Raw genomic sequence first — 25,731 nt, 5'->3', positions numbered from 1 at the left:
GTGCGACGGTGCACCACGACCCGGCAGATCACGGATGTGATCAGCGGGCCTTGGGGTCAAGGGCGTCCCGCAGGCCGTCTCCGAAGAGATTGAAGGCCAGTACGGTAACGAAGATCATGACGCCCGGAATGATCATGTACATGGGGTCGGTCGTGTAGTAGCTCAACGCGTCCGACATCATCCCGCCCCACGACGGGTTCGGCGGCGGGATGCCGACGCCGAGGAAGCTCAGCGCGGCCTCGGTGAGGATGTTGGTCGGAATGATCAGCGTCGTGTAGACGAGGATCGGCGCGGCCAGGTTCGGCAGCAACTCCCGGAAGAGGATGCGCGGGGAGCGGGCGCCGAGGCTCTTGGAGGCCTCGATGAACTCACGCTCGCGCAGCGACAGGGTCTGGCCCCGCACGATGCGCCCGATGTACGGCCACCCGAAGAAGCCGATGACCCCGACCAGCACGCCGACCCGGGACCACCGGCCACCCAGGCCGAACATCTCGTGCGGCAGGACGGAGACGAGGGCGATCGCGAAGAGCAGCTGCGGGAAGGCCAGCAGGAAGTCCATGATCCGGCTGATCACCGAGTCGACCCAGCCGCCCAGGTAGCCGGCGGCCAGCCCGAAGAGGGAGCCGAGGAAGGTGGAGACGAGGGCCGCCAGGACGGCCACGACGAGCGAGGTCTGCGCGCCGTAGAGGATGCGGCCGAAGATGTCGCGGCCGGAGCCCGGCTCGACACCCAGCAGGTACTCCTTGCTGATGCCACCGAGCCTGCCCAACGGCGTACCGATCGTGGTGTCGATCGTGTCGCCGTGCCACTCGTTGATCGGGTGGCCCCACAGGCCGGTCAGCACCGGCGCGAGAAAAGCGAGGAGCACGAAGATGATGACGACGATGCCACCGGCCATCGCGACCTTGTCGCGCTTGAGCCGCCGCCAGGCGATCTGCTTCAGCGACCGGCCGACGACCGCCTTCTCGCCACTGTCGCGAATGTCGGCGGGGTCGTCGGTGGGCGCCGACCGCTCATCGGTAATCGACGCCTCTGGGCCGATCGACATCTAACCGCCGGTCCTTTCCCCGGCCGCCGACCACCACACGGCTCCATAGCCTCTTCAAGCGGGCAAAGGCCCGTTCGTCCGGAGGCGATGGCTCCCGCAGCGCTCCGGCAACCGATCGGTTAACGCAAGCCTCGAGTGCCGTCCTCCGAGAACCGGCCAGGTCCGGCCGGGCCGCGGAGGCAGCCGACGGCGGGTGTGCCGCCATCGTTAGGAACATTCACCTAAGGCGGGGGTGCGGTCAAGGCTGTCGCCAGCTCTCGGTAGCTTCCGTGTCTCGCCCGTGATGCGACCGTGACCTAGGCGCCCGCCAAGACGGAAAACTACCGGGTACAAGACCGAGAAGTAGGTTAAACCGGGCAAAAGAGACCGGGTTGCGACGATGAAAGAGTGACGTCGGGAACAGTCGGCTGACCGGTGGAGGGCGGTGTCATCCGGCCGAGGGATGGTTCGGGGGCCTCGACCGCCGTTCGGACTACGGGGTGTCGGGCGGGTCGGGGGTTGTCGACACGTCACTGTTGCTTTCGGACGGCCGTGGGGTGCTTTGGACGGCGGCGGGCGATCGGTGCTGTTTCGGCTCCGGCGGATGCGGGGTTGGCCGCGCGGCTGGGCGGCGATTCCGGCACCTCGCCCGGTGCTCGTCTTCGGTCGCGGCCGGCACCCGGCCCCGCTCGCCCCGCTGCTCGCCTTGGTCGCCCCCGGCGCCCGGCCCGGCGGCGCGGGGCGGGCGGCCGCCGTCAGACGGCGCGGCGCCCCTCGAAGGCTCTGCCCAGCGTGATCTCGTCGGCGTACTCCAGGTCACCGCCGACCGGCAGGCCACTGGCGAGCCGGGTCACCGCGATGCCCATCGGCTTCACCATCAGGGCGAGATAGGTAGCCGTCGCCTCGCCCTCGGTGTTCGGGTCCGTGGCCAGGATCAGCTCCTTGACCTCGCCCGTACCCAGCCGCATGAGCAGCTCACGGATGCGCAGGTTGTCGGGGCCGATGCCCTCGAGCGGATTGATGGCGCCACCCAGGACGTGGTACCGGCCGCGGAACTCGCCGGTGCGCTCGATCGCGACGACATCCTTGGGCTCCTCGACGACACAGAGCACCTCATTGGTACGCCGTGAGTCGCGGCAGACCCGGCATTGCTCCGACTCGGCCACGTTGAAGCAGATCGTGCAGAAGCGGACCAGCTCCTTCACCTTGCGCAGGGCGGTGGCCAGCCGGTTCACGTCGGCGGGGTCGGCGGAGAGGACGTGGAACGCGATTCGCTGGGCACTCTTCGGGCCGACGCCCGGGAGCCGTCCCAGCTCGTCGATCAGGTCCTGGATGGCGCCCTCGTACACGGACTCAGAACCCCGGCAGGGTCAGGCCGCCGAGACCACCGGTGGCCGGGCCCATCTTCTGCTCGGTGAGCACGCGCTGCGCCTCGGCGGCATTGTGGATCGCCGCGAGCACCAGGTCCTCCAGCGTCTCGACGTCGTCGGCGTCGACGGCCTTGGGGTCGATCTTCACGGACTTGAACTCACCGAGTCCGGTCACGACCACCGTGACGAGGCCACCGCCGGCGGTGCCGGTCAGCTCGGCCTCGGCCAGCTCGGCCTGCGCCTGGGCGACCTGCTGCTGCATCTTCTGCGCCTGCTTCATGATCTGTTGCATGTTCGGCTGTCCACCGGGGCGCATTCGTCACTCCTCAGTCCAGGGGGTAGTACGGTCCATTGTCCCGCGCGCGGCCGCGCACCCGGGGAGCCGGGTCAGGACTCGCTGATCTTCTCGGCCCCGAAGGCCTCCTGCAGCAGCCGCACCGCCTGCTGCTCACTGCTCTGCCGCGCGGTCTTCTCGTCGATCACGTCGTCGAGCGGCTCGTCACCGGGATCGAACCCCTCGAACGAAGACCCGTCGGCACCGCGGATCGGCCCGTCGTAGTCGGGGTCGTAGGGCGCTTCCTCGGTCGGTGAACCGTCGGACCAGGCGCCTTCGCCGTTCGCCGGCCCACCGTTGGGACCAGCCTGAGACCCGGGCCGCCCGCCCGCGCCACCTGGCCGAGCAGCCGCGCCCCCCGCGGAACCGGGCCGAGCAGCCGCGCCACCCGCGGAACCGGGCCGGACAGCCGCACCGCCCGCAGCGCCACTTGCAGAGCCGGGCCGACCAGCCGCGCCTCCTGCAGAGCCGGGCCGGACGGCCACGCCGCCGGACGCGCCGCCCGCAGCGCCGGATCGGTCGGCCGCGCCCGATGCGGCGGTCTGGGAGCCGGGCCGGATGCCCGCGGGTGCGGCACCCCGGGCGGCAGCGGCTCGAGCGGCGGCGATGCCCGGGCTCGGTGCATTGTCACTCGTGGAGCCGGCGACAACGGCACCAATTCCGACGTTGACGGAGCCCGCCCCGCCTGCACCGGAATCGGTCGCCGCGCCCGGCGCGTCGTTGCGAGGAACCGCGCGCGCCTCCGGCACGGCGGGCCGACGGGCAATTTCAGCGGAAGGTTCGGCCGCCGGCACTTCTGCGTTGCCGATATGCCCGGGCTGGACCGGCTCAGGCCAGCTCTCGTCCTCATCCTCGTCGTGCGCCGGAGGAGCCGCCGAGGAATCAGCGGCCGGGGAGACCTCCGGGGCCGCGAGGCCGCCGGGCTTGACCGGTTCCGGCCAGCCCCCGTCATCCTCCTCGTCGGCCGAGCTCTGCGGCGCGGTCGCGGTTTGCCGGGAGGATGCACCCGATCCGGTACGCGCCTGAGCCGGCGTCCGCTGCTCCACGGCCTCATCCGGCGCCGGCCGAGGCTGCCCGGGGCCCGAGTCCTGCGGCCCCCGAGGAGCAGGACCGCCACCACCCTGCGGCCCCCGAGGTGCGGGACGCCCACCGGAACCCTGTCCACCCTCGCCCGCGACGTCGCACCGGATCTGCCACCGGCCCCCGAGCGCCTCGTAGAGGGCGTCCGAGATGAGCTGCGGCTCGGCGGCGACCATGCGCGCGTGCGCCGGGAAGCGGAACGTCAGGACGACGGTCTGGCCCTCGAGGTCACGGACCGTCGCGCCCTGGGCCAGGGCGGCGATCTTCTTGCTCTTCCGCCCGACCGCGACCATGATCTCCGGCCACACCTCGCGGATCGAGGCGGCGGAGAGCTGGCCCGGGACGGCCTCGACGGCACTGGGCTCATCGGGGGCATCCGGCATGATCCCGGCCGGCTCGGCCCGTCGAGGCTCGGGCGCCGGTGAGACCGGCACAGGCGCCGCAATCGCCGAAGCTGCCGATCCCGTGTCGGTGCTGGGAGTGGGCACGACGGCGTCCGAAGATGGGGCCGGAGCATCGATGGCAATCTCGGAGGCACCAGCTGGCGGCGCGGGACTTGGAACGGGGGAAGCGGACGCAAGGGGCGACGCCGGCTCGGACGAAGAAGCTACAAGAGTCGACCCGGTCGAAGAAGCCGCGAGAGTCGGCTCCGGCGAGGAAGCCGCCGAGGAAGCCGCGAGAGTCGGCTCGGGGGAAGGAGCCGCGTGGGTCCGGTCGGGTGAGGGCGCAGCGGACACCGGCGCGACGACGGACGCCGGCTCTGGCGAGGACTCGGCGGAAGCGGAACCGGAAGCGAGACCGGAGGCGTAACCGGAGGCGGAAGCGGAAGCGGAAGCCGTGGCCGGCCCAGAAGGCTCCGGCTCAGCGCCGCCGGCCCCGCCCGGACCAGGCGCTCGCCGGCTCGCCGCGGCCGCGGCCGCCCGCGCCGCCGACAGGCCCCCGCTCCCCGCCGGAGCTCCGGCGGCGCCCGAGGACGTTGCGGCGGGCGGGGACGGGTGCTCCGGGCGTACCGAATCGTGGTCTGAAGTGAGGGTGAGCCGCCGCTCCATGCGCTCCAACCGCTGGAGCAACGCGCCGCTGGAGTTGTCGGCGCCGGGGAGGAGCATGCGGGCCGTGATCAGCTCGAGGAGCAGGCGCGGGGCCGTCGTGCCGCGCATCTCCACCAGGCCGTTGTGCACGATGTCGGCGCAGCGGGACAGGGTTGCCGGGCCGAGGCGGGTGGCCTGCGCGCCCATCTGGTCGAGCTGGTCGGCCGGGCCGTCGATCAGGCCCTTGGTGACCGCGTCCGGCACCTGCTGGAGCACGATCAGGTCGCGGAACCGTTCGAGCAGGTCGGATGCGAAGCGGCGGGGGTCGTGGCCGGCTTCGGCGACGCGGTCGATGGTCTGGTACGCCGCCGCGCCGTCGCCGGCGGCGAGCGCGTCGCACATCTCGTCGATCAGCGCGGCGTCGGTCACGCCCAGCAGGGCCACCGCGCGGGCGTAGCCGACGCCCTCGGGGCCGGCCCCGGCGATGAGCTGGTCGAGGACCGAGAGGGTGTCCCGGGCGCTGCCCCCGCCGGCCCGGACGACCAGGGGGAAGACCGCCGGATCGACGTGGGCGCCCTCGGCCTCGGTCAACTGCTGAAGGTACGGCCGGAGCACCGCCGGCGGGATCAGCCGGAACGGGTAGTGATGGGTCCGCGACCGGATCGTGCCGAGCACCTTCTCCGGCTCGGTCGTGGCGAAGATGAACTTGACGTAGTCCGGCGGCTCCTCGACGAGCTTGAGGAGCGCGTTGAAGCCGGCCGACGAGACCATGTGCGCCTCGTCGATGACATAGATCTTGTAGCGGCTGTTGGCGGGCGCGAAGAACGCCTTCTCCCGCAACTCCCGCGCGTCGTCGACGCCGCCGTGGCTGGCCGCGTCGATCTCGATGACGTCGATCGACCCGGTGCCGTCGTTGGCCAGCGACTTGCAGGACCCGCAGGCGCCGCACGGCTCGGGAGTGGGACCCTGCTCACAGTTGAGCGACCGGGCCAGGATGCGCGCGCTGGAGGTCTTGCCGCAGCCGCGCGGTCCGGAGAACAGATAGGCGTGGTGCAGCCGCCCGCTGCGCAATGCCTGCGACAGCGGCTCGGTGACGTGTTCCTGCCCGATGACCTCGGCAAACGTGCGAGGCCTGTACTTGCGGTAGAGGGCCAGTGCCACTCCTGCCTCCTCCTGACGACCGCGCCATTCTCCGTCGAGGGTGTGACAAGAACAAACGGCGTGCCCCAGAAGTGAAGGACCCCCCGTGCACCCGCCAGAGCCCGCTTATCCTTGCTGCCTTCCGGCCCTGGGGAGGTTCACGGGGTACGCGCCGCACGAGGGGCTGTGGGACAGCGTACCCGGAGCCTCCGGTGAGTCACCGGGCAGTCCCGCGGAAACCCGGTGGGCCGGTTCTGTATCCTGTCGGACGGAGGATTCGCCTAGTGGCCTAGGGCGCACGCTTGGAAAGCGTGTTGGGTTTACACCCTCACGAGTTCGAATCTCGTATCCTCCGCCAGCCTGACCAGGCACGACGCAAGGGCCGACCCTCTGAGGGATCGGCCCTTCTGCGTAGGTGGTCTCAGTTGGTCGTCAGGCGGCCTCCGGATCGCTCTTCTGGCCCCCTGCCTGGTTGGCCGACGGATCCGCCGGGGGTGGCTCGGCGGACCTCCAGATGAGGCCACCCACTCGCTTGGCGATGTCGGCCCGGATTGGGTCGGTCACGTGTTGGTAGCGAGCTGCCATGCTCGTGGTCGCCCAGCCCATGACTCCCATCGCGGCTCGCTCGTGCACCTGGAGGATGAGGAGCACGGTCGCGGCGGTGTGCCGGGCGTCGTGCAGGCGGCCATCACGTAGCCCGGCGTCGCGAAGGATTTGCTTCCAGTCGTGGTAATCGGTGTTCGGGTTCAGTGGGCGGCCGACGGGAGTCGTGAAGACCCAACCGCCTTCCTCCCACATTCGGGCTGCCGTCTTGCGCTCGGCACCTTGCTCTGCCTTGTGCAGCTTGAGTAGCTCCACGATCTCGGGCGGGAGCCCGATGCTGCGTCGACCAGCTCGCGACTTGGTGTCGTTCGTGTCTGCTCGGGTCTTCTGCCGCTGGGGGCAATACCCGGCCTTGCGTCCACAGGCGGTCTCGCATCCGTGCGCGTACTTCGGGCGCAACCGGCCGCGCCGTACGCGGAGCGAGAAATTGGCGAGGTCGATGTCTTCCCACATGAGCCCGAGCACTTCACCTTGCCGCATCCCGAGCGCCAAAGCCATTGCCCACCGCGCCCGGTTCCTGCGCTCGGAAATGCTGGCGCGGTGGCCGGCGCACTGCCGGTCTGCTGCATTTTCTGAGTCAGCTTCTCAATGTGCTCAGGTTGCAGCCGTTCCAGACGGTGAGCGCCGAGACCGGGAACGAGGTGCACGTTGACGGCAACTCGATACCCGTCGAGGGTGTTTTCACGCACGTTGGGCGCGGCGATATTCTCCAGCCAGTACGTCAGCCACTTGCCGACGGTCCAATTCTGACCGGCCTTGCGAACGATTCCCGCGTCGCGCTCCTTTTCGAGCGCGCGCACCTTCCGCGTGGACGATCGCTTCCGTCTTGCCGCGCACGTGACGGCGATCCGGTGTGCCGTCGTCCTTGACGCCGACCGTTACTCGGCCGTGCCAAGCTCCGTCGGTTCCCTCATAGATGCTCGATGCTCCGTTCGGCTTGCGTCGTCCCATTGTCAGCATTCCCCTCAGGCGGCGGCGGAAGATCCTCAGGCTGTTCCAGCAACTGCGCCAAGTAGGCCGCTATGCAACTGGCTGGAATACGGCGACATCGGCCGATGGTGACCGAGCGGACTCGGCCACTCATGACGAGTTCGTACATGGCGGTCCGGCCGATCTTGAGTTGCCGAGCAGCCTCGGCGACGGTGTAGACAAAGTCCAGGTTCTGCGGTTCCACTTCGGCTTCCCCATTCCGATGCGGCGGTGCTGCGCTAGCGGGTCCGTTGGGGCTGTGAGCCCCGTTCGTCGTCGCGGTGTCATCCGGGGCTCGTACGGATGTCGTGGCGTTAGGCGGGCTCCTACCTGCCCGCCAAGAAGGCCGCAGAGCCATGATCCGAGATGACTCGGTATGGACGGATGGGTCGGAGTGTCTGTGTGGCTCTGGCGGGGTTTGCTCCCGCGCCTGTTCGACGTAACCGGGGACAGGAGTGGGCCTGACAGAACTGACAGAACTGACAGAACTGACAGAACCTCGGTTGGTCGGGAGTTGTGTCAGTTCTGTCAGGGCGGTCACGCGGACCGCCGGACGCTGTCGAGGGCGTGCACGGTGGCGGCGGCGGGTCGGTGCACGTCGGGGTGGACGAGGTAGCTCGGCGAGGGGGGGTCGGCCGCCCACTCGCTTCGGTGCGGGTGGTTCGAGTTGGCGCAGGTATCCATGGGTTTCGAGCACAGCAGCGGGAACGGCTTCTGCTTCGCCCGGGACATGTCCTTGTCGGCCACGAACAACACCAGGCGCCCGGGGTGCACCTCGGCGTTAGCCTCCGGCCACACACACCCGAGCGGGCGCGTCAGCGCCGCCGCGAGCTCCTCGCGTTTCTCGACCACCGTGGAGGCGGTCACGCCGCGCGGGAGTTCCACCTCGCAGCGCCAGCCGACGCCGTTCTCCCGCGCGACCGGCGCCGGGAACCAGCGCTTTCCGTTGTCACCGCGGCGGATGGCCTGATTGATCCCGGCGATGTTCAACGCCGCCAGAGCGGCGAACACCTCCGCCGAGGTCAACGGTGCCGCGTCGTGGCGCACCACAGCGGTGTCGAGCAGCGGCTTGTCGGCCGGGGCGCCGAGGTAGCCGTACACGGCCACCAGCGCCGCTATCACGGTGTTGCACAGCCAGTCCGGGGCCACCAACGCTAATACTGCCCAGGCCGGGAGGAACGCCAGCACGAACAGCACAGTCACCAAGCTGGCCGGATGGAGCGTGAGCGGCGGTATCCGTCGGACTCCGCCGCCTGGCCCGCGACTACGAACGTGATCCTGCAGTCTCCGAAGCGATGATCCGTGGGCCGCGATCGATACGATGGTCCGGCGCCTCGAACGGGCCGTGCAGCCACCCGACAGCACGCCGCAGGTTCAACACGTCCGAGAACAGCCCTGACAAACGCTGCCCGGGTGCTGGCGCTGGGTAAGTCAGCGGAGTCTTCACCCACCACCGAAGCGTCTGGGAGCCGATCATGATTACCGTGTCTCCGCACCGTCTCGCGACGATGTTCGTGGAGGTCGCCGACACCCACAGCCCCGAATTCGACGTCGTCGAGTTCCTGCAGATGCTCGCGGACCACCTCGCCGAACTAGTCCCTGATGCCACCGCCGGAACGCTGCTGGCCGGCCCGCAAGGCCGTCTGCACTACATGGCCGCCTCGGACGAGACCACCAAGCTTCTGGAACTGTTGCAACTGGAGAAGCAGGACGGCCCATGCGTGGACGCGTTCCACCAGCGCGAACCGGTGATCAACACGGACCTGCAGAGTGCGGCAGAACGCTGGCCACAATTCGCACCGCACGCCAGCGCTGCCGGATTCCGCTCCGTGCACGCCTTCCCACTGCGGCTACGCGAGCACGCCATCGGCGCGCTGGGGGTATTCGGCACCACCGCCGGCGCCTTCGACGACACCGATCTGCATATCGTGCAGTGCCTCGCCGACGTCGCCACTAGCAGCCTGCTGTACCGCCGGTCGATCAAACACGCCGAAGGCCACGCCCAACAGCTGCAAACCGCACTGGACAGCCGAGTCCTCATCGAGCAGGCCAAAGGAGCGATCGCTCAAGCCCACAACATCAGCGTCGACCAGGCCTTCACCCTGCTGCGCGCCTACGCACGACGCACGAACCAGCGACTCAAAGACGTCGCCCGCCAAGCCGTCACCGACCCGAACGCCCTGCCCGGACTCAGCTCCGGCGACAGCACCACATAGTGACACCTCGACGGACAGCATTTTAAGCACGCTCGGAAAGCAGGCTTCTCAAACACTCACTAAGTGACCAGACCGCCGACAGGCGCGAGGCTCAGATGGATCAGCGGGACATGGATGCTGAACTCGACCGTTGGAACGCACCACCTAACAGCCGAGTTCGTGGGCCGTAAATGGCGCCCGAGCGCGTTAACACGTCTACGGCTCGTCGTCACACCGCAGGTCCCGCTGGGGAAGATCGATTCATACGATGGTTGTCCCCTGATGCATACGCGCGATCCTCACAGGCCGCGCGCCGGTGTTCAGCCGCACGGCGCAGATGGTGTTTGCGACCACGTTCGTCAAGTGTGGAGAGTTGCTCATGTACGGCAGCGGCGCGGTCATGAGCGTGCGCTGTGACCTCGTGGGCCTCAGCTGCCAGTTCAACCGCTTCGCCTGCCGCCTTACGGGCTCGCTCAACGGTCTGGCGTGCCGTACGCACTTGTTCAACGCCTGAGCCGCGAGCCTCACCGATGTAAGTCAGAATCTCCGAGCGCCGCTGTTCCAGCTCGTATCCTCCGCCAGCTGATCAGCACGAAGGCCGGTCCCGTCCGCCGGCGCCGACCTTCAGCGTCAGCGGGCCTATCCGACGGCCGGTCCGGCAGCCAGGTGCGTCAACGGGCCCTTGCGACGGCCGGGTTCGATGGCCCGGTGCGTTAACGACCCTTCCCGACGGCCGGTCCGGTGCGGGTGCGTCAGCGGGCCCTTCCGACGGCCAGCAGCGCCACCGTGGGCAGGCAGAGCAACCCGTCCCGATCAAGGTGCATCCGGACGAGCTCGTCGTAGCAGTCCCTCATCCGCTGGACCGTGGCGGCGTCCTGCCGGCTGATCACGTACCCGATGCCCGCCAGGCCGTCAGCCGCACCCGCCCACCACCGTTCCGGGTCGACCCGATGCTCCCAGCGCACGGTCCGAACCTCGACCTCGTCCAAGCCACTCTGCTCGAGCAGACCCCGGAGCCCATCCGCCGTACGCGGGAAGTCCGCAGCAACCCCGGGCGTCGGCGGCCTGATCACCCCGGCCGCCTCGACGACGTCGTCCCAGAGCTGTTGCAGCGGTGGCGCCGGCTGCGGCCACACCGTCACGCCGACCCGACCGGACGGGCGCGTCACCCGAGCCAGCTCCGTCACGGCCACGGCGGGACGGGCGACGTGGTTGATGACGAAGTTGGCCGCGACGCCGTCGAAGGTCCCGGCCTCGAACGGGAGGCGGGGCAGGGCCGCGACCGAGATACGGGCCGACGAGACGCGGGCGGCGGTCGCCGCGACCATGCTCGGCTCCGCGTCCACGGCAGTGACGTCGGCCTTGCGAGTCGACGCGGCCTCGGTGAGGGAACCGGTGCCGCAGCCCACGTCGAGGATGCTTGTCCCGGACGAGGCACGGACGGCGTCGAGCAGGTCGCCGACGGGATGGGCGCATAGATCGGCGAAGCTGCGCCGGTAGGCGTCGGCCTTGTCCCGCCAGAGATCCCGCCTGTACGCGTCGTAGTCCTCCGCCATCCCCGCCCCTCGGCCTGGAGCCGCCCTCGGCTTGGAGGCCGCCCTCAGTCTGGAAGCGGCGCTCAGTCTGGAACCGCCGACGGCCTGGAAACGGCGTGACTCTATATCTGCGCCGCCGCGATGGCGTCGTCGACCTCGGGGAAGATCGCGAAGTACCGGCTCAGCCCCACCGTGTCCAGCAGGTCGACGAGGAAGCGGTTCGGTCCGGCGAAGCTCAGCCAGCCGCCGCGGGCGGAGATCACCTGCTTGGCCGTGATGAAGGCGCTGAGTCCGACGGAGTCGCAGAACTTGAGGGCGGACAGGTCCACCACGATCCGCGGGACCGGCCGTTCGAGCAGGTCGGCGAGCAGCTCGTGGAGTTTCGAGGCGGTGTCGGCGTCGAGCTCGCCGCTCAGGCGGAGCACGGCGACGTCGGTGCGGTGGTCGGTCACGGTGGCCTGCATGGCATCGCTTTCGTCCTGGTTGCGAGGGTTGCCATCCTAGATCTGGCCGATCAGCGGATAGCGCACAAAGCGTCCGTCCAGATCGCGAATGACCATCCGCATTACGCGGACACGAGCGTGGATTCCACAAGCGACGGTGCGACGAAGCAACAGCAGCGGCAGCGGGGGCCGGCGGAGCGGCAACGGGAGCGGGAGGCGACGGCGCACCGAAGCATCGGCAGCGGACGAAACGGCGACGGTGCAACGGAAACGGGCCGGACCCCGAGGGGTCCGGCCCGTTCAACGGCTGGCCGAGAGAAGGTTGCGTGCGGCGCAGCCCGGCTCCTGGCGTCCTACAGCTGACGCCACTGCCAGCGTGGACCACGCCACGCGTCTGCCAGGATCAGCGCGGACGCCTTCCCCGGACACTGCTGCACCTTGGATTTGCCTTGAGGGCCACCCATCTGGGCTTCGACCTCCCAGACCTCGCCATCGGTGCGGACGTAGACGTCCCGGCGTGCAAGCCGGACGTCACCATTCCACCAGTGCTTCTCAACTCTCACGTGTCAACCTTATGACAGACATCGACGACTCTGCGCGAGGCGAATCTGTGAAAGTTTTTCGACGGCAGGTTGGAGCGCATTGTCCGATCCGGTGGTTTTCCGCCCCACGACTTGCGGAGAGGTGCCCGTATTAGGGCGGCTTCCTAATTGACACTCTGCGTAGTCATCGCAGGTGGCGAGGCCGGGGCCGGGGCGACGAAACGGTACCGACACGCAACCCACGCCCACCAGCGCATTTGATCATGGAATCGAGCCGATGCGGGGTGGCGCCTCCGGCCAGACGAGGAAAATTCGGCACGGTGCGTGATCAACGACGAAGCGGGTGCGGTGCCCCAGACTGCGGGGCCCGAGCCGGCTCCGGTCGCCGTCGCGGGCGAGGATCAACACATCGGCTCCGGCGCATGCGGCCACCACTTCGCGCTCCGGCCGGCCACGCAGAGTGAGCGTTCTCGCCGTACGGTCGAGCCGCTCGACAGCGGCCCGCAGGAGGCGGTTCTCGGCCGCACCGAGCAGTTCGGCGGGATCGGCGCCCGCCACCCGTCCGAGGAGCCCGGCCGATCCGCTCAGCGCCGCCTCGGTGCCGACGTCGATCACGTGCAGCAGGGTGATGTCCCCGCCCAGCTCGCGGGCAGCGTCCACACACGCCTCCCACGTGCCCTCGTCGAGCCACACCATGACCTTCACAGGCCTGACACTCGCAGACTCAGCCACAATCCGGCCACCCCGGCCAGCAGGCAGGCCGGCACGGTGATCAGCCCGAGCCGCAGGAACTCGCCGGTCACCGGCGGATGCCCGCGGCCGTGCAGGATCTGGCGCCACAGCAGGGTGGCGAGCGAACCCACGTACGTGAGATTGGGCCCGATGTTGGCACCGAGCAGCACCGCCAAGACCAGTCCCGGGGAATGCGCCGCCGCCGGCAGCAGCATCAGCGTCGCCGGCAGGTTGTTGACCAGGTTCGCCAGCACCGCCGCCAGCCCGGCCATGACGAGCAGCCCGACCAGCCCAGCTTGCCGCGGCGCCAGCCGGTCGACGAGCGACCCGACTCCGCCACGGCTCACCGCCAGCACCACCACGCCCAGGGCCAGGACGAAGAGGCAGAACCCCGGATTGGCCCGGCGCAGGAGGGTTCCCACGGGCTCCTTTTCGCGTACGGCCAGAGCCAGCGCCCCGATCAACGCCACCCAGGCGGGGTGCACCCCCACCGGACCGGCGACGGCGAAGCCGGCGAGCGTGAGGCCGAGCACCACCAGCGCGAACCGCGGCGGATCCGGCCGGTCGACCTCGCCGGGATGCGCCGGGGTGCCCAGGTCGTCCGCGAAGAAGCGGCGCAGGATCACGTACTCGACCGCGATGACCGCCAGCCACGGCAGCACCATCAGGCCGGCGAAGGCGACGAACGACAGGCCTGCCGCCGACATCGCGAGCAGGTTGGTCAGGTTGGACACCGGAAGCAGGAGCGACGCCGAGTTCGCCAGGTGGTTGCAGGCGTACACGTGGGGCTTCGGGCGTACGGCCAGGGTCGAGGCGGTGGCGAAGACGACCGGGGTGAGCAGGACGACCGTGGCGTCGAGGCTCAGCGCCGCGGTCACCACCGAGGCGATCACGAAGACGATGCCGAGCAGCCGCCGCGGCGAGCCCCGGCTCCATCGGGCGGCGACGGCTCCGGCGTACCGGAAGACCCCGGCCCGGTCCGCGAGATAGGCCAGGAGCAGAACCGCCGCGAGGAAGCCCACGGTGGGCCCGAGATGGGCGAGCTCGCGCAGGGCGTCCCGCCACGGCACCAGCCCGGTCGCGACGACGATGACCGCCGCCGGCACCGCGGCGACCGCCTCCGGCAGCCCACCCGGCCGCACGACGGCGAAGCCGAGTACGCCGGCCAGCAGCACGAGCGTCACCACAGTGATCACAAGGCGCCCAAGGTGCCCGCATCCCGTAGCGTCGAAACCATGCTGCGTCGATGGCTCCCCGCCGGTGTGCTGCTCCTCACCGGCATCGTTCTGACCTTCGCCGCCGGTCCGGTGCCGCTGATCGTCCTGGCCGCGCTGGCCGTGGCCTTCTCGCCCCTGGCGTTTCCCCGTTCGATCCCGGCGGCGGAGGCCCAGCGCCGCAGCGCCGCGGACGGCAAACCGATCGTCTACTGGCGGCCGGGCTGCCCCTTCTGCCTGCGCCTCCGCGCGACCCTCGGCCTGCGCGCCCACCGCGCCCACTGGGTCGACATCTGGCGGGACCCGGAGGGCGCCGCCGCCGTCCGCGCGGTGGCCGACGGCAATGAGACCGTCCCGACGGTCATCCTGGCGGGCGAGCCCCTGGTGAACCCCGACCCCCGCCGGATCCGCGCCGCGCTCTGATCGCCAGGTGGGCGACGACCAGCGGCACGACCCCCACGGGATACCAGGCCATGTCGGTCCGGTCGAAGCGCGCACCGAGGACCAGGCGGGCTGCGGGCAGGGCGGCGGGGATGCCGGTGAGCTGGAAGAACTCGACGAGCCAGCAGAAAAGGATCGCAACGACGCCGGCGAGGATCGGGTGTGTCGCGGGGCGAAGGACGAAGACGCCGGCGTAGATCAGCGAGGCGTAGAGAGCGGTGCCGGAGTACTGCTCGACGGGCCCGTCAGCGATCGCTCGGATCAGGAAGGCGACGGCAAGGACCAGAGCGGCCCCAGCCAGGGGGAACAGCCGGCGCCTGACCATGGAAGCGATGCTAGGTCACGGCCGACGGCGGCGTGATCAGGCCGGGACGGCAGCGGCGCGGCGTGCGCCACGGTGCTGGACTGCGCCCGTACCTGAAAAAGCAAAACCGCCCGGCAGCTCGCAGTGAGCTGCCGGGCGTTTCCAATGGCGGTGGTGAAGGGATTTGAACCCTTGGAGGGCTTGCACCCTCACACGCTTTCGAGGCGTGCTCCTTAGGCCGCTCGGACACACCACCGCGAAGTAGGTTACCCGACCGCTCCCGGGCTTCGCCGCCGGGTTGCCCTTCACACGCGAACAGGCAGGTAGTGCCGCCTGCCGGAGCGTCGCCTGGCAGGATCTCCAGGCATGAGTGTGCACATCGGCGCGCAGCCGGGCGACATCGCCGAGCGGGTTCTGCTTCCCGGGGACCCCATGCGGGCGAAGTGGATCGCCGAGACGTTCCTGAAGGATCCCGTCTGCTACACGCAGGTCCGCGGGATGCTGGGATTCACCGGTACGTGGCAGGGGGTGCCCGTCTCGGTGCAGGGATCCGGCATGGGCATGCCGTCCGCCTCGATCTACAGCCACGAGCTGATCAACGAGTACGGCGCCAAGTCCCTGATCCGCATCGGGTCGTGCGGCGCCCTCTCCGAGGACCTGAACCTGGGTGACGTGATCGCCGCCATCGGGTCGGCCACCGACTCGAACATGAACCGGGTGCGCTTCGACGGCCTGATCGATTACGCGCCGGTGGCGGACTTCGGGCTGCTGCGGACCGCCGCGGACGTCGCCGACCGGCGGGGTGTCGCGCTGCGGGTGGGCCCGATCCTGGCCGCGGACGCGTTCTACACCGACCGGCCCGACCTCTACGACACGCTCGCCGACTACGGCGTGCTGGCGGTCGAGATGGAGTCGGCCGCCATCTACACGATCGCGGCCCGCTACCGGGCGAAGGCCTTGACGATCCTGACGGTCAGCGACCACATCAAGCGCGGCGAGAAGATGGATTCGGCGCAGCGCGAGCAGGGCTTCTCCGACATGGTGCAGATCGGCCTGGACACGGCGATCGCCTAGGAGCGGCGGAAGAAGTCCCGCATCAGGGCCGAGCACTCGGCCTCGAGCACGCCGGAGTACACCTCCGGGCGGTGGTTGAGGCGCCGGTCCCGGACCACGTCCCAGAGCGACCCGACCGCGCCGGTCTTCGGCTCCCAGGCGCCGAAGACCAGCGTGCCGACCCGGGCGAGCACGAGCGCGCCGGCGCACATCGTGCACGGTTCGAGGGTGACGACCAGCGTGCAGTCCGGCAGCCGCCAGCTGCCGGTGAGCAGGGCGGCCCGCCGCAACGCCAGGATCTCGGCGTGCGCGGTCGGGTCGCCGGTCGCCTCCCGCTCGTTGCCGGCGGCGGCCAGCTCGTTGCCGTCCGCGTCGAAGACGACCGCGCCGACGGGTACGTCCTCCGGGAACGAGGAGGCCACGGCGATGGCCCGGCGCATCCACGTCTCGTGCCGGGGACCGGGCATCACGCCTCGCGCAGCTCCTCGAGCTCGTCGCCGCAGCCGAGCTTCTGGCAGATCTCCGCGGTGACGTCCGACGGCAGCATGCCCTCGAGCCCGCACAGGGTGAGCAGCCGGTGCGAGTTGACCCCGAGGTCGGCGAGCAGCTCGACGTCCCCGACCGGATCGGCGTCCGGGTCGGCGGCGGGCCGGTCGTCCTCGTCGTCGTCGCCGGGCCCCGCGGCCAGGTCGTCGATTTCCAAGGCCGGCGTCGTCTCCACGTCGGCGAGCAGCAGCGCCCCGAGCCGCGACTCGTCGGCGAACGCCGAGTCGGACCCGAAGACCCGCAGGTCCTCACCCTCGTCGAGGCGCAGTATCACCAGATACTGGTCGTCCGCCTCGACGAAGAGCAACGACAGGTCGGCGTCGGGCTCGGCGTCCCGCAGCCTGTCCACCACCTCATCGATGTCGGCCAGCCCGGCGAGCTCCAGCTCGGACGCCGTCCAGCCGTTCTTGCCCCGAGCTACGGCGGCAGCGAAAGTCGACACGAATCCCCCCACGAACGTCTGTTCTCAGCGAGACGGTAGCGGCTGCATCGGCCCGAGCGCAGCGCCACGCCCCGAAGGAGACAAGCTCTCTTAACGGTACGGGCACAGCATCGTTCCGTGGCACACGGCCGGCCGGCTGCCGTCCCGGCCGATCACCCCGCCGCCGGCTGCCATTTCTGCATCCAGGGCGAGTCGGGCCAGTCCTCGGCCGCCGCCATGATCGGGTACGCCGTACCGCCGTCGACGGCCTCGCGGATGATGTCCGCGTGGCCGGTGTGCCGGGCCGTCTCCTGGATGAGGTGGAGCAGGACCCAGCGCACCGACCAGTTGTCGATGTCCTTGGGGTTCCACGGCACCGAGTGGTCGACCGGCACGTCCTGGTTCAGGTCGGCGATCTCCGCGATGGTCTTCTCGGTCCGCTCCGCCACCCGCTCGTAGTGGGCGAGCACGTCCTCGATGGACTCGCCGTCCGCGAGCCGGAAGTTGTCCGCGTACGCCTGGTAGTCGACCGGGCGGGACTCGCGGCGGATGGTGTCGATCCAGCTCTCCTCGGTGGAGGCACAGTGCTTGATCAGGCCGCCGACGGTCAGCGGGCTCGCCGTCGAGGCGGCGCGCAGCTGGTCGGGGGTGAGGCCGTACGCGGTGAGCCTGAGCACGTAGCGCATCTGGGCGAGGTAGGCGAGCAGCCCCTCGCGCTCGTTGCTGATGGCACCGACCTGACCGGGCATGACGTTCTCCTGTCGTCGTTCTTCGTGGCTACGTCTCGAGCCTAGGAGCCATTGAGGTCACTTTCCGGCCGCATTCCGGACAGCTTGGGGCCGATGGCGGTCACCCAGCCGCCTGCGCGTCCCAGGGCCAGAAGAGCTTCCCGATCACATTCCACTTCCACGGGTACGACCGCAGCAGCCGGCCAGCCCCGACGCAGCTCCCCCGGCCGGCGCAGCAGCGGCGTCAACGCCTCGACCGGGTCCGGTTCCGCCAGCCGCCCCGCGTACGCCTCCAGGTCCGCCAGCACGTCCGGCAGGATCCCGCGTACGGCCGGCGCGTTGCCGCCGCACATGGCCGCGATCAGTTCCGCGCGGGTGGCGGCTACCCGCGTACCGTCTCGGAACGAACCGGCCGCGAGCGCGCCGGCGAGCGGATGCCCGTCGATCAGATTCGTCAGGGCCGCGGCGAGCAGGTGCGGGATGTGGCTGATCCGGGCCACCGCCTCGTCGTGCTCGGCGGCGGTCGCCGGGACGACCCGGGCGCCCAGCGCGGTGCAGAGCCCGGCCAGGCGCACCCAGTCCTCGAGCGGAGTCTCCGGCTCGAGGCAGAGCACCCAGGCGCAGCCGTCGAACAGGTGCGGGTCGGAGGCGCGGAAACTGGACTCCGCCTTGCCGGCCATGGGGTGGCCGCCCACGTACCGTCGATTGTCGAGAAGATCCCGCACCGGAACCTTGACCGAGGTGACGTCCGTGATGAGACCGGGAAATCCGTCGAGCTCGCGGAGGACCGGCGGCAGGGCCGGCAACGGTACGGCGAGCACGACCACGTCCGCGCCGTCGGCGGCCGCGGCAATGCTGTCGGCCACCTGCCAGGCTCCCGTGCCCGTGCCCGTGCCCGTGCCCGTGCCCGTGCCCGCGCCCGCGGCGACCTCGCGCGTGTCCGGGGAGATGTCGTACCCGGTCACGTCGTGCCCATGGGCGGCGAGGGCCCGGAGCAGCGAGCCGCCGATGAGACCGAGACCGATGACCGCGACGTTCACGCCGGTGACTCTCGCACACCGGCTCACCTCATCCGTACGGCCATGTGAGTTTTAGTCCGTTTCGTCACTAGATAACCCACATCAATGCCGTTACGTTCGGGATGTGACGTACAGGGGCAAACTTCGCAAGCAGTGCATGGTGGTCCTGGCAACCCTCGGCGCGGTCCTCGCCACGGCGGCGACCCCCGCGCAGGCGGCGGTGTCGGAGACGTCGGACGCCGTGCCGGGCTTCAACGGGACCGTGCTGGCCGTGGCCTACTCGGGCAGCACGATCTACATCGGGGGCGACTTCACGTCGGCCGTCGTCAAGGGCAAGAACTACGCGCGGAGCCGGCTCGCGGCCGTCAACGCGTACACAGGGGAGCTGCTGCCCTGGGCGCCCAGCGCCGACGGGCGGGTGAAGGCGATCGCCGTGAGCGGGTCGTCGGTCTACGTCGGCGGCGAGTTCGGCTACGTCAGCGGGCAGAAGCGGGACAGCCTCGCCCGGCTCGACGCCACCAGCGGCGCGGTGTCCAGCACCTTCAAGCACGCGATCGACGGCAAGCCGTACGCCCTGGCCGCCGCGAACGGCCGCCTGTACGTCGGGGGCACCCTGACCAAGGTGAACGGCCAGGTCCGTACCCGGCTCGCCGCCTTCGACCTGTCCACGGGAGTGCTCGACGCGGCCTGGAAGCCCACGGCCGACGACCAGGTCGAGGCACTCGCCGCCGGCAGTGGCCGGGTCTACGTCGGCGGCAAGTTCCACAAAGTCAACGGCACCAGCGGGTACGACCGCCTGGTCGCCCTCGACCCCGCGTCGGCCGCGATCGTCACCGGGTTCAAGCCCAAGCCGGCCGTGATCGTGTTCGCCATCGCGCTGACCTCGGACGGCGTGTACACCGCGCACGGCGGCCAGGGCGGGACGGCCGCCGCGTACACGCTGACCGGCAGCAAGCGCTGGAGCGCGACCTTCGACGGCGACTCCCAGGCGATCACCACCCTCGGCGACACCGTCTACGTCGGCGGCCACTTCGACCATGCCTGCCGCACCGCCCGTACCGGAGATCAGGGCGTCTGCCTGGACGGCCAGGACGACCGGATCAAGCTGGCCGCCCTGGCGATCGACGACGGCCACCTGCGCGACTGGACCGCGAACATGAACGGCATCGAGGGCGTCCTGACCATGGCGACCAGCACGACGGTCGGCGCGTTCGCGGCGGGTGGCGCGTTCACCACCATCAACGGGGCGTCACAGAAGAGGTTCGCGCAGTTCAGCTGAGGTTCGACCATGCAGCAGGGCCGCATCCGTGGGTGACGGATGCGGCCCTGTGTCCGTTCGCAGCCCTGGGCCCGCTGTGCGCGGCGGGCTCAGGCCTGGCAGTTGTGGGCGGCCTTCCAGGCCTTCACCGTGGCGACCGGGCTCTTGCTGCCACCCTTGCGCCATGAGGTCAGGAAGGTCGCGGGCCAGACCACCCCACGGCGCACCTTCCAGTCGCCCACCTTGGCGCACGGCGGTGAGATCCCGTAGTGCAGGTGACACACCCCGTTGGCGTTGCCGGTGTGCCCCACCTTGCCGAGCTGCTGACCGGCCTTGACCCGTACGCCCGCCTTGATGCCGCTCTGCACCTTGCTGAGGTGCGAGCCGTAGTAGCGCACTCCGTCGTCACCGAGGATCGACACCGACAGGCCGCCGTTCAGGGGCCCGTCCGGGCGGCCCTCGACGTACGCGTCCTTAAGGCTGATCTCGAGCACGACACCGCTGGTCGTTGCTACGACGGACTCACCGCAGTCGGCGAAGATGTCCGTCGCCGGATACTTGCTGTGGGTCGGGTGGAAGTCGACGTTCGAAGCCTTCACCGGAAACACGTACTTGACGCTCTGAGCAGCAACGGGCGGCTTCTTGCTCGGTGTCTTCTTCGGCGCGGGCGCCACACTGACCTTGCCGGCGGCAGCAGGCGGCGCTGCCGACGCGGGCGAGGACGCGGCGGTCGTCGCCGACGGCTCCACGAACTGCGGTGTCACGCCCGCCGACGACCCGCCGTCAGACGTTCCACAGGCGGCCAGCGAGAACGCGGCAACGGTCAGAACCGAGAGAGTACGTACGGAAACCACCGCGCCATCCTGGCAGAAGAGGCCAAGGGTTGCCGACCCGAGCGGTCGATTCCCCTCGATCCGCCGCGAGGTGCGGGGGGCATTCCGGGCTTCTCGCTCACCCAGCACTTTTCCTCCGCGCCGTCCTGCCTCGCGTCTATGTCGTCCTGCCTCGCGGGGCCGTCGCCTCTGGGTGTCGTCCTGCCGCGCGGGGCCGGTCACCCTGGATAGGGTTGGCAGGAAGTCACCGACGCCGGGAGGAATGGCATGCCGGAGCAGCACGGAGGGTGGGCGGAGACGAGCCCGCCACCCGGATGGTTGCCGCCGACCGCCTCCCCAGCACTGCCGCGCCTGCCGCCCCGCCCCGTCTACCGCGAACCGCACCCGATCCGGACGGCCCCCCTGCTCTCCGGCCTCGGCGCGGCATCGCTGTGGTTCGCCCTGTTCGGAAGCATCGGCCGCGAGCTGCTGAGCTACGCCTGGTGGACCGTGGCCGCCGCGATCTCCGCCTGGCTCGTAGCAGGCTTCCTGTCCCTGTTCGGCGACCGCGGCGCAGCCGTCGGCGTGGCCCTCGCGAGCGGCCTCGGTCTATCGATAGCCGCCAGTATCGTAGGTGCGAGATGGATCACCACCAGTGACTGGCCGCTGTGGTGAATGTCCAGCTCTGAGCACGTCTGTCATTGACGAACGGTACTGCCGCCGTGGCGCAGCGCACTCGGCCTTGACGAACGCCGAACACCTCGGCAGTCTCGGCCTCATGGCCCACGTACCGCAGCGACTCGACCCGGATCGTCGCCGTCGCAGGCTCGAGCTCCTTGCCGCTCTGGCCGACGCGAAATCGGCCCGCGAACACACCCAGCCCCGACGCCTCCGCGGGGCCCGCATCCGCGAGTTGATCGCCAACCGCCGCCGGCTGGCCAACTGATCCACCGCATCGGCCGCGGTCCGCTCCACTGCCTCGGCCGCCGTCCGCTCCACTGCCTCGGCCGCCGTCCCGCCGCCAGCCGTCGGCGGAGGGTCAGAGCTTCTCGCCCCGGTCCAGCCGGACGACCCGCCGGTCCGTGACGATCGCCGTGACCAGGTCGTGCGGCGTGACGTCGAAGGCCGGGTTGACCGCCGCCGAGAAGGCCGTCACCTCGGCAGCGCCCCGGTCCTCGATCTCCACCGCCGCCCCGTCCAGCGTGTCCATGTCCACCGTCGACTCCGGCGCCACCACCACGAACGGCACGCCGGCGCGCTGGGCTCCGAGAGCATGGGCGTACGTGCCCACCTTGTTGATGACGTCCCCGTTGGCGCAGATCCGGTCCGCGCCGAGGATCACCGCGTCGGCTTCGCCGCGGGCGAGCAGGAACGGGCCGGCCGAGTCGACCGAGACCCGGAACTCGATGCCCGCCTGCGCCAACTCCCACGCGGTCAGCCGGGCTCCCTGCAGCAACGGCCGGGTCTCGCTCGCGATGACCCCGGCGAGGACTCCGCGCCGCTGCAACTCGAACACGACGCCCAGTGCCGTACCGCCCACTACGGCCGCGAGCCCACCGGTGTTGCAGTGGGTCAGCACCCGAGGCCGGCCTCCGCACAGCTCGACCAGCAGATCCGCCCCGAGCACCGCCATCGCCTCCGACGCCGCGATCTCGTCGTCGCGCACGGCGCACGCCTCGGCGAGGACGCTCTCGAACCCGTCCCCGAGCCGGGCTGCGGCCCGCCGGGCACCCCGGGCAAGGTTCACCGCGGTGGGCCGGGCCACTTCCACATCGTGTACGGCCCCGGCCAGCCCCTCAGCGTCCCCGGCAAACTCCCGCGCCGCCAAAGCCACGCCGAAGGCACCGGCCACCCCGAGCGCTGGCGCACCTCGCACGGCCAGCGTCTGAATGGCCCTCACCAGTTCGGCAACGGTCGTGGCCCGCAACATTCTGAGCTCGCCGGGCAGAGCAGTCTGATCGACGAGCTCCACAGCGCCGTCCACCCAGTCAATGGTCCGCATAAGCCGCAGCCTATCGACGCCCACCCCAGCCCTCACCCGGCAAGACGCCCACGCAACCCCGCCCGGCAAGACGCCCAGCCCAGCCCCGCCCGGCAAGGAGCATGACCAGGTCAGAGGCGGCCTAGCGCCTTCCGCAACGGGTCCAGTCCCAACGCCCCCAGGTTCAGCGCGTCCCGGTGGAAGTCCTTCAGGTTGAAGTCGGCACCCTTGCGCGCCTTCGCGTCGTCGCGCGCCTGGAGCCAGATCCTCTCGCCGACCTTGTACGACGGTGCCTGCCCCGGCCATCCCAGGTAGCGCTTCCACTCGAAGCGGAGCACGTCCTCCTGCATGCGGCAGTGGTCGCGGAGGAACTCCCAGCCCAATTCCGGCGTCCAGCGCTCGCCCGGGTGGAAGCGGAACGGGTTGTCGCGCGGGATTTCGAGTTCGAGGTGCATGCCGATGTCCACGATGACCCGCGTCGCGCGCAGGGCCTGGCCGTCGAGCATGCCGAGGCGGTCGCCCGGGTCGGCGAGGTAGCCGAGGTCGTCCATCAGGCGTTCCGCGTACAGGGCCCAGCCCTCGCCGTGGCCCGAGCACCAGCAGAGCAGGCGCTGCCAGCGGTTGAGGAGGTCGGCGCGGTAGATGGTCTGGCCGATCTGGAGGTGATGGCCAGGGACGCCCTCGTGGTAGACCGTCGACGTCTCGCGCCAGGTGGAGAACTCCGTCTGGTTCTCCGGGACCGCCCACCACATGCGGCCGGGCCGGCTGAAGTCCTCGCTCGGAGCCGTGTAGTAGATGCCGCCGTCGCTGGTGGGGGCGAGGCACGCCTCCACGGTGAGGACCGGCGAGGGGATGTCGAAGTGGGTGCCGTTCAGCTCGGAGATCGCCTTCTCCGCGGTGGCCTGCATCCAGTCACGGAAGGCCTCCTTGCCGGGGATGCGGCGTGCCGGATCGGCGTCGAGCACCTCGACGGCCTGGTCGACGGTGGCGCCGGGACCCGCGATCTCGGCGGCGACGGCGCGCATCTCGCGCTCCAGCCGGGCGAGTTCTTCGAAGCCCCACGCGTACGTCTCCTCGAGGTCGATCTTGGCTCCGAGGAAGTACTGCGAGGCACGGGCGTACCGTTCACGCCCTGCCGCCTCCTTGTCGCGGCCGAGCGGGGCGAGCTCCGTACGCAAGAATTGTCCGAAGCCGGCAGTGGCCGCCGTGGCCGCGGCAGCGTTGCGTTGCAGCTCCGCGAGGAGCGCTCCCTGCGCGCCGAGCCTGTCGGCGAGGCCGTGGAAGAAGTTGTCGCGGGCGGGGTCGGTCCAGGCGTCGCACTGCTCGGCGACCTCGACCATCTGGATGCGCGCGCTCGCATTGCCCTTGGCCGCCTCGGTGAGCAGGGTGCGCTTGTACTGCTCGAGGGCCTGCGGGAAGCCGCCGAGCCGGGCCGAGATGGCGGTCACGGCCTCCTCGCCCTGGATCGGCATGAGATCGAAGACCATCCGCAGGCCGTGCAGGGCGCTGGAGATCACGTTGATCTCGCTCGCTATGTCACCCGACTCGTAGCGGACCAGGTCGAGGCCGAGCCGCTCCTGCATGGCGTCCTTGGCGACGTTCTCCGCCTCGGTCTCCGGCTCGAGCGGATCCAGCTCGAAGAGAGTGCGGCGGACGAGGTCGGCCTGTGCGTCGAAGCCGTCGGGCGACAGGTCGTCGAGCTTGTCGTCGTAGCCGGGCACGCCGATGAAGGTCGCGCCGGTCGGGTTGAGCGGCGCCCACTCGGTCACGTAGCGGTTTGCGAGGTCATCAATCTGTCCCACGGGGCGACCTTACGGGAGACCACCGACAAAACGCGGCAGTTATTCCGCCGGGGCGTGACCTCCCGTCCACGCCAGGAGGCGGTCGGTGGTCCAGGTGTTCACGACCCGATCCACCGGTACGCCGCACAGCGCCGCACGCTCGCATCCGAAACGCTGCCAGTCGAGCTGCCCAGGAGCGTGCGCGTCGGTGTCGATGCTGAACAGGCAGCCCGCCTCGACCGCGACCGTGAGCATGCGCTTGGGCGGGTCGAGCCGGTCCGGCCGCGAATTGATCTCCACCGCCTTGTCGTGCTCGACGCAGGCGGCCAGGACCTTCTCCAGGTCGAAGGTGCTCGGCGGCCGGGTACGCCCGCGGCGGTGCGCCCGGTCCCCCTCGCCGGCCGCGGACACCTTGCGGCCGGTCAGATGGCCGAGGATGTCGAGGTGCGGGTTGGCGATCGCCGCCACCATCCGGCGGGTCATCTTGGGCGACTCGTCGCGCAGCCCGCTGTGCACCGATCCGACCACCACGTCCAGCCGTGCCAGTAGCTCGTCCTCCTGGTCGAGCGAGCCGTCCGCCAGGATGTCGACCTCGATGCCGGTGAGGATGCGGAAGCCCTCGGGCAGCGCGTCGTTGAGCCGGTCGACGTGGTCGAGCTGCTTGCGGAGCCGGTCGGCGGTCAGTCCGTGGGCCACGGTCAGCCGCGGCGAATGATCGGTGAGCACCAGGTATTCGTGGCCCAGCTCGACGGCTGCGAGGGCCATCTCCTCGATCGGCGAGCCCCCGTCCGACCAGTCGGAGTGGGCGTGGCAGTCGCCGCGCAACGCCTGGCGCAGCGCGGCCGCCGCACCGACGAGATCAGTGCCCTCGGTGTCCTCCAACCGGCGCAGATAGACCGGCTCCTCGCCGCCGAGCGACTCGGTGATGCAGCGGGCGGTCACCTCACCCACACCGGGAAGCTTGGCGAGCGTGCCTTCGGCCGTACGCTGAGCGAGCTCCGCAGGTGGCAGCGCGGTGACCGTCGCGGCGGCCGATCGGAATGCCTTCACCCGGTATGTCGCCTCGTTGGCGCGCTCCAACAGGAACGCGATGCGTCGCAGGTCAGCGGCCGGATCACGAGATGCCATGCCGCCCAGCGTAGGCCGTGATCGGCTTTTCCCCGCGGTTGTCCACA

General features: G+C 70.1%; 26 protein-coding genes, 2 tRNA genes, 1 other RNA gene and 2 pseudogenes. 7 read left to right on the top strand and 24 right to left on the bottom strand.

The genetic code is table 11. The features are described 5' to 3' along the window. Positions 1-40 precede the first annotated feature (40 nt). From AB0368_RS31435 to ffs, 5 genes are all read right to left on the bottom strand, one after another. Positions 41-1,048 (bottom strand): ABC transporter permease, encoded by a 1,008-nt coding sequence (locus AB0368_RS31435; RefSeq protein ID WP_366157631.1) that lies wholly within the window; start codon positions 1,046-1,048, stop codon positions 41-43. Between the two features lie 734 nt (positions 1,049-1,782). Then, complete coding sequence (gene recR / locus AB0368_RS31430) at positions 1,783-2,376, bottom strand: recombination mediator RecR (protein ID WP_366157630.1); 594 nt, start codon at positions 2,374-2,376, stop codon at positions 1,783-1,785. Between the two features lie 4 nt (positions 2,377-2,380). After that, positions 2,381-2,713, bottom strand: a complete 333-nt coding sequence (locus AB0368_RS31425; RefSeq protein ID WP_366157629.1) for a YbaB/EbfC family nucleoid-associated protein — start codon at positions 2,711-2,713, stop codon at positions 2,381-2,383. A gap of 71 nt (positions 2,714-2,784) precedes the next feature. Then, positions 2,785-6,000 carry a DNA polymerase III subunit gamma and tau gene (locus AB0368_RS31420; protein WP_366157628.1) on the bottom strand — a complete coding sequence of 1,072 codons (3,216 nt, stop codon included), beginning with the start codon at positions 5,998-6,000 and terminating at the stop codon, positions 2,785-2,787. 74 nt (positions 6,001-6,074) lie between these two features. Next, positions 6,075-6,165, bottom strand: an RNA gene (gene ffs, locus AB0368_RS31415) — signal recognition particle sRNA small type. Positions 6,166-6,249: 84 nt separating this feature from the next. Here ffs and AB0368_RS31410 point away from each other — a divergent pair. Then, positions 6,250-6,337: transfer RNA gene (locus AB0368_RS31410), tRNA-Ser, on the top strand. 74 nt (positions 6,338-6,411) lie between these two features. On the opposite strand, the gene AB0368_RS31405 is transcribed toward AB0368_RS31410, so the two are convergent. The 4 genes and pseudogenes from AB0368_RS31405 to AB0368_RS31390 form a co-directional block, all read right to left on the bottom strand. Continuing rightward, positions 6,412-7,080, bottom strand: a complete 669-nt coding sequence (locus tag AB0368_RS31405; protein WP_366157627.1) for a tyrosine-type recombinase/integrase — start codon at positions 7,078-7,080, stop codon at positions 6,412-6,414. A 128-nt stretch (positions 7,081-7,208) separates the two neighbouring features. Beyond that, positions 7,209-7,271: pseudogene (locus tag AB0368_RS31400) on the bottom strand (hypothetical protein); the annotation flags it as partial. Between the two features lie 221 nt (positions 7,272-7,492). Next, positions 7,493-7,756, bottom strand: a complete 264-nt coding sequence (locus tag AB0368_RS31395; protein ID WP_366157626.1) for a helix-turn-helix domain-containing protein — start codon at positions 7,754-7,756, stop codon at positions 7,493-7,495. A gap of 491 nt (positions 7,757-8,247) precedes the next feature. Continuing rightward, positions 8,248-8,673 (bottom strand): annotated as a pseudogene (locus tag AB0368_RS31390) (cell division protein FtsK); the annotation flags it as partial. Positions 8,674-9,026: 353 nt separating this feature from the next. On the opposite strand from AB0368_RS31390, the gene AB0368_RS31385 reads away from it, so the two are divergent. Further along, positions 9,027-9,767, top strand: a complete 741-nt coding sequence (locus tag AB0368_RS31385; protein WP_366157625.1) for a GAF and ANTAR domain-containing protein — start codon at positions 9,027-9,029, stop codon at positions 9,765-9,767. A 731-nt stretch (positions 9,768-10,498) separates the two neighbouring features. On the opposite strand, the gene AB0368_RS31380 is transcribed toward AB0368_RS31385, so the two are convergent. The 5 genes from AB0368_RS31380 to AB0368_RS31360 form a co-directional block, all read right to left on the bottom strand. Then, entirely contained in the window at positions 10,499-11,302 is an 804-nt protein-coding gene (locus AB0368_RS31380) for a class I SAM-dependent methyltransferase (protein ID WP_366157624.1), read from the bottom strand. Between the two features lie 101 nt (positions 11,303-11,403). Then, positions 11,404-11,745, bottom strand: a complete 342-nt coding sequence (locus AB0368_RS31375; RefSeq protein WP_366157623.1) for an STAS domain-containing protein — start codon at positions 11,743-11,745, stop codon at positions 11,404-11,406. A gap of 332 nt (positions 11,746-12,077) precedes the next feature. Continuing rightward, the gene (locus AB0368_RS31370; RefSeq protein WP_366157622.1) at positions 12,078-12,287 is read right to left on the bottom strand and encodes a hypothetical protein; all 210 of its coding nucleotides are present in this window, start codon (positions 12,285-12,287) and stop codon (positions 12,078-12,080) included. Positions 12,288-12,527: 240 nt separating this feature from the next. After that, positions 12,528-12,962, bottom strand: coding sequence for a universal stress protein (locus AB0368_RS31365; protein ID WP_366157658.1), 435 nt, complete (start codon positions 12,960-12,962; stop codon positions 12,528-12,530). A gap of 5 nt (positions 12,963-12,967) precedes the next feature. Continuing rightward, complete coding sequence (locus AB0368_RS31360) at positions 12,968-14,194, bottom strand: SLC13 family permease (RefSeq protein WP_366157621.1); 1,227 nt, start codon at positions 14,192-14,194, stop codon at positions 12,968-12,970. 39 nt (positions 14,195-14,233) lie between these two features. Here AB0368_RS31360 and AB0368_RS31355 point away from each other — a divergent pair, with 39 nt between their 5' ends. Further along, a complete protein-coding gene (locus AB0368_RS31355; RefSeq protein WP_366157620.1) occupies positions 14,234-14,635 on the top strand; it encodes a glutaredoxin domain-containing protein in 402 nt (133 codons plus the stop codon). Here AB0368_RS31355 and AB0368_RS31350 read toward each other — a convergent pair. Both AB0368_RS31350 and AB0368_RS31345 read right to left on the bottom strand, forming a co-directional pair. Then, positions 14,574-14,978: a DUF2809 domain-containing protein gene (locus AB0368_RS31350; RefSeq protein ID WP_366157619.1), complete on the bottom strand. Its 405-nt coding sequence runs from the start codon at positions 14,976-14,978 to the stop codon at positions 14,574-14,576. The two genes, AB0368_RS31355 and AB0368_RS31350, sit on opposite strands and share 62 nt — an antisense overlap. A 145-nt stretch (positions 14,979-15,123) precedes the next feature. Further along, a tRNA-Ser gene (locus AB0368_RS31345) sits at positions 15,124-15,213 on the bottom strand. Positions 15,214-15,323: 110 nt separating this feature from the next. Between AB0368_RS31345 and deoD the strand changes: the two genes are divergently transcribed. After that, complete coding sequence (gene deoD / locus AB0368_RS31340; protein ID WP_366157618.1) at positions 15,324-16,031, top strand: purine-nucleoside phosphorylase; 708 nt, start codon at positions 15,324-15,326, stop codon at positions 16,029-16,031. Here the strand turns inward: deoD and tadA are convergent. The 4 genes from tadA to AB0368_RS31320 form a co-directional block, all read right to left on the bottom strand. Beyond that, positions 16,028-16,477, bottom strand: coding sequence for a tRNA adenosine(34) deaminase TadA (gene tadA, locus AB0368_RS31335; protein WP_366157657.1), 450 nt, complete (start codon positions 16,475-16,477; stop codon positions 16,028-16,030). The genes deoD and tadA overlap by 4 nt on opposite strands. Next, positions 16,477-16,998 carry a tRNA adenosine deaminase-associated protein gene (locus AB0368_RS31330; RefSeq protein ID WP_366157617.1) on the bottom strand — a complete coding sequence of 174 codons (522 nt, stop codon included), beginning with the start codon at positions 16,996-16,998 and terminating at the stop codon, positions 16,477-16,479. Before AB0368_RS31330 ends, tadA begins: the two co-directional genes overlap by 1 nt. A 152-nt stretch (positions 16,999-17,150) precedes the next feature. Then, a complete protein-coding gene (locus AB0368_RS31325; protein WP_366157616.1) occupies positions 17,151-17,726 on the bottom strand; it encodes a DinB family protein in 576 nt (191 codons plus the stop codon). Positions 17,727-17,767: 41 nt separating this feature from the next. After that, positions 17,768-18,745, bottom strand: coding sequence for a prephenate dehydrogenase/arogenate dehydrogenase family protein (locus AB0368_RS31320; RefSeq protein ID WP_366157615.1), 978 nt, complete (start codon positions 18,743-18,745; stop codon positions 17,768-17,770). A 103-nt stretch (positions 18,746-18,848) separates the two neighbouring features. Between AB0368_RS31320 and AB0368_RS31315 the strand changes: the two genes are divergently transcribed. After that, complete coding sequence (locus AB0368_RS31315) at positions 18,849-20,003, top strand: hypothetical protein (RefSeq protein ID WP_366157614.1); 1,155 nt, start codon at positions 18,849-18,851, stop codon at positions 20,001-20,003. Between the two features lie 89 nt (positions 20,004-20,092). Here the strand turns inward: AB0368_RS31315 and AB0368_RS31310 are convergent, their stop codons facing one another. After that, positions 20,093-20,836: a M23 family metallopeptidase gene (locus tag AB0368_RS31310; RefSeq protein WP_366157613.1), complete on the bottom strand. Its 744-nt coding sequence runs from the start codon at positions 20,834-20,836 to the stop codon at positions 20,093-20,095. A 246-nt stretch (positions 20,837-21,082) separates the two neighbouring features. Here AB0368_RS31310 and AB0368_RS31305 point away from each other — a divergent pair, with 246 nt between their 5' ends. Both AB0368_RS31305 and AB0368_RS31300 read left to right on the top strand, forming a co-directional pair. Next, entirely contained in the window at positions 21,083-21,469 is a 387-nt protein-coding gene (locus AB0368_RS31305) for a hypothetical protein (protein ID WP_366157612.1), read from the top strand. A 103-nt stretch (positions 21,470-21,572) separates the two neighbouring features. Beyond that, complete coding sequence (locus tag AB0368_RS31300; RefSeq protein WP_366157611.1) at positions 21,573-21,740, top strand: hypothetical protein; 168 nt, start codon at positions 21,573-21,575, stop codon at positions 21,738-21,740. A gap of 93 nt (positions 21,741-21,833) precedes the next feature. On the opposite strand, the gene mtnA is transcribed toward AB0368_RS31300, so the two are convergent. From mtnA to AB0368_RS31285, 3 genes are all read right to left on the bottom strand, one after another. After that, positions 21,834-22,796, bottom strand: coding sequence for an S-methyl-5-thioribose-1-phosphate isomerase (gene mtnA, locus AB0368_RS31295; RefSeq protein ID WP_366157610.1), 963 nt, complete (start codon positions 22,794-22,796; stop codon positions 21,834-21,836). Between the two features lie 110 nt (positions 22,797-22,906). Next, on the bottom strand, positions 22,907-24,577 hold the full coding sequence (locus AB0368_RS31290; protein ID WP_366157609.1) for a DUF885 domain-containing protein: 1,671 nt from the start codon (positions 24,575-24,577) through the stop codon (positions 22,907-22,909). Between the two features lie 39 nt (positions 24,578-24,616). Next, on the bottom strand, positions 24,617-25,684 hold the full coding sequence (locus AB0368_RS31285) for a PHP domain-containing protein (RefSeq protein WP_366157608.1): 1,068 nt from the start codon (positions 25,682-25,684) through the stop codon (positions 24,617-24,619). Between the last annotated feature and the right edge of the window lie 47 nt (positions 25,685-25,731).

Source organism: Actinoplanes sp. NPDC051475 (genome assembly GCF_040689425.1).
GTDB lineage: Bacteria > Actinomycetota > Actinomycetes > Mycobacteriales > Micromonosporaceae > Actinoplanes.
The sequence above is the reverse complement of the archived record's forward strand: the minus strand, read 5'-3'. Positions and strand labels throughout refer to the sequence as shown.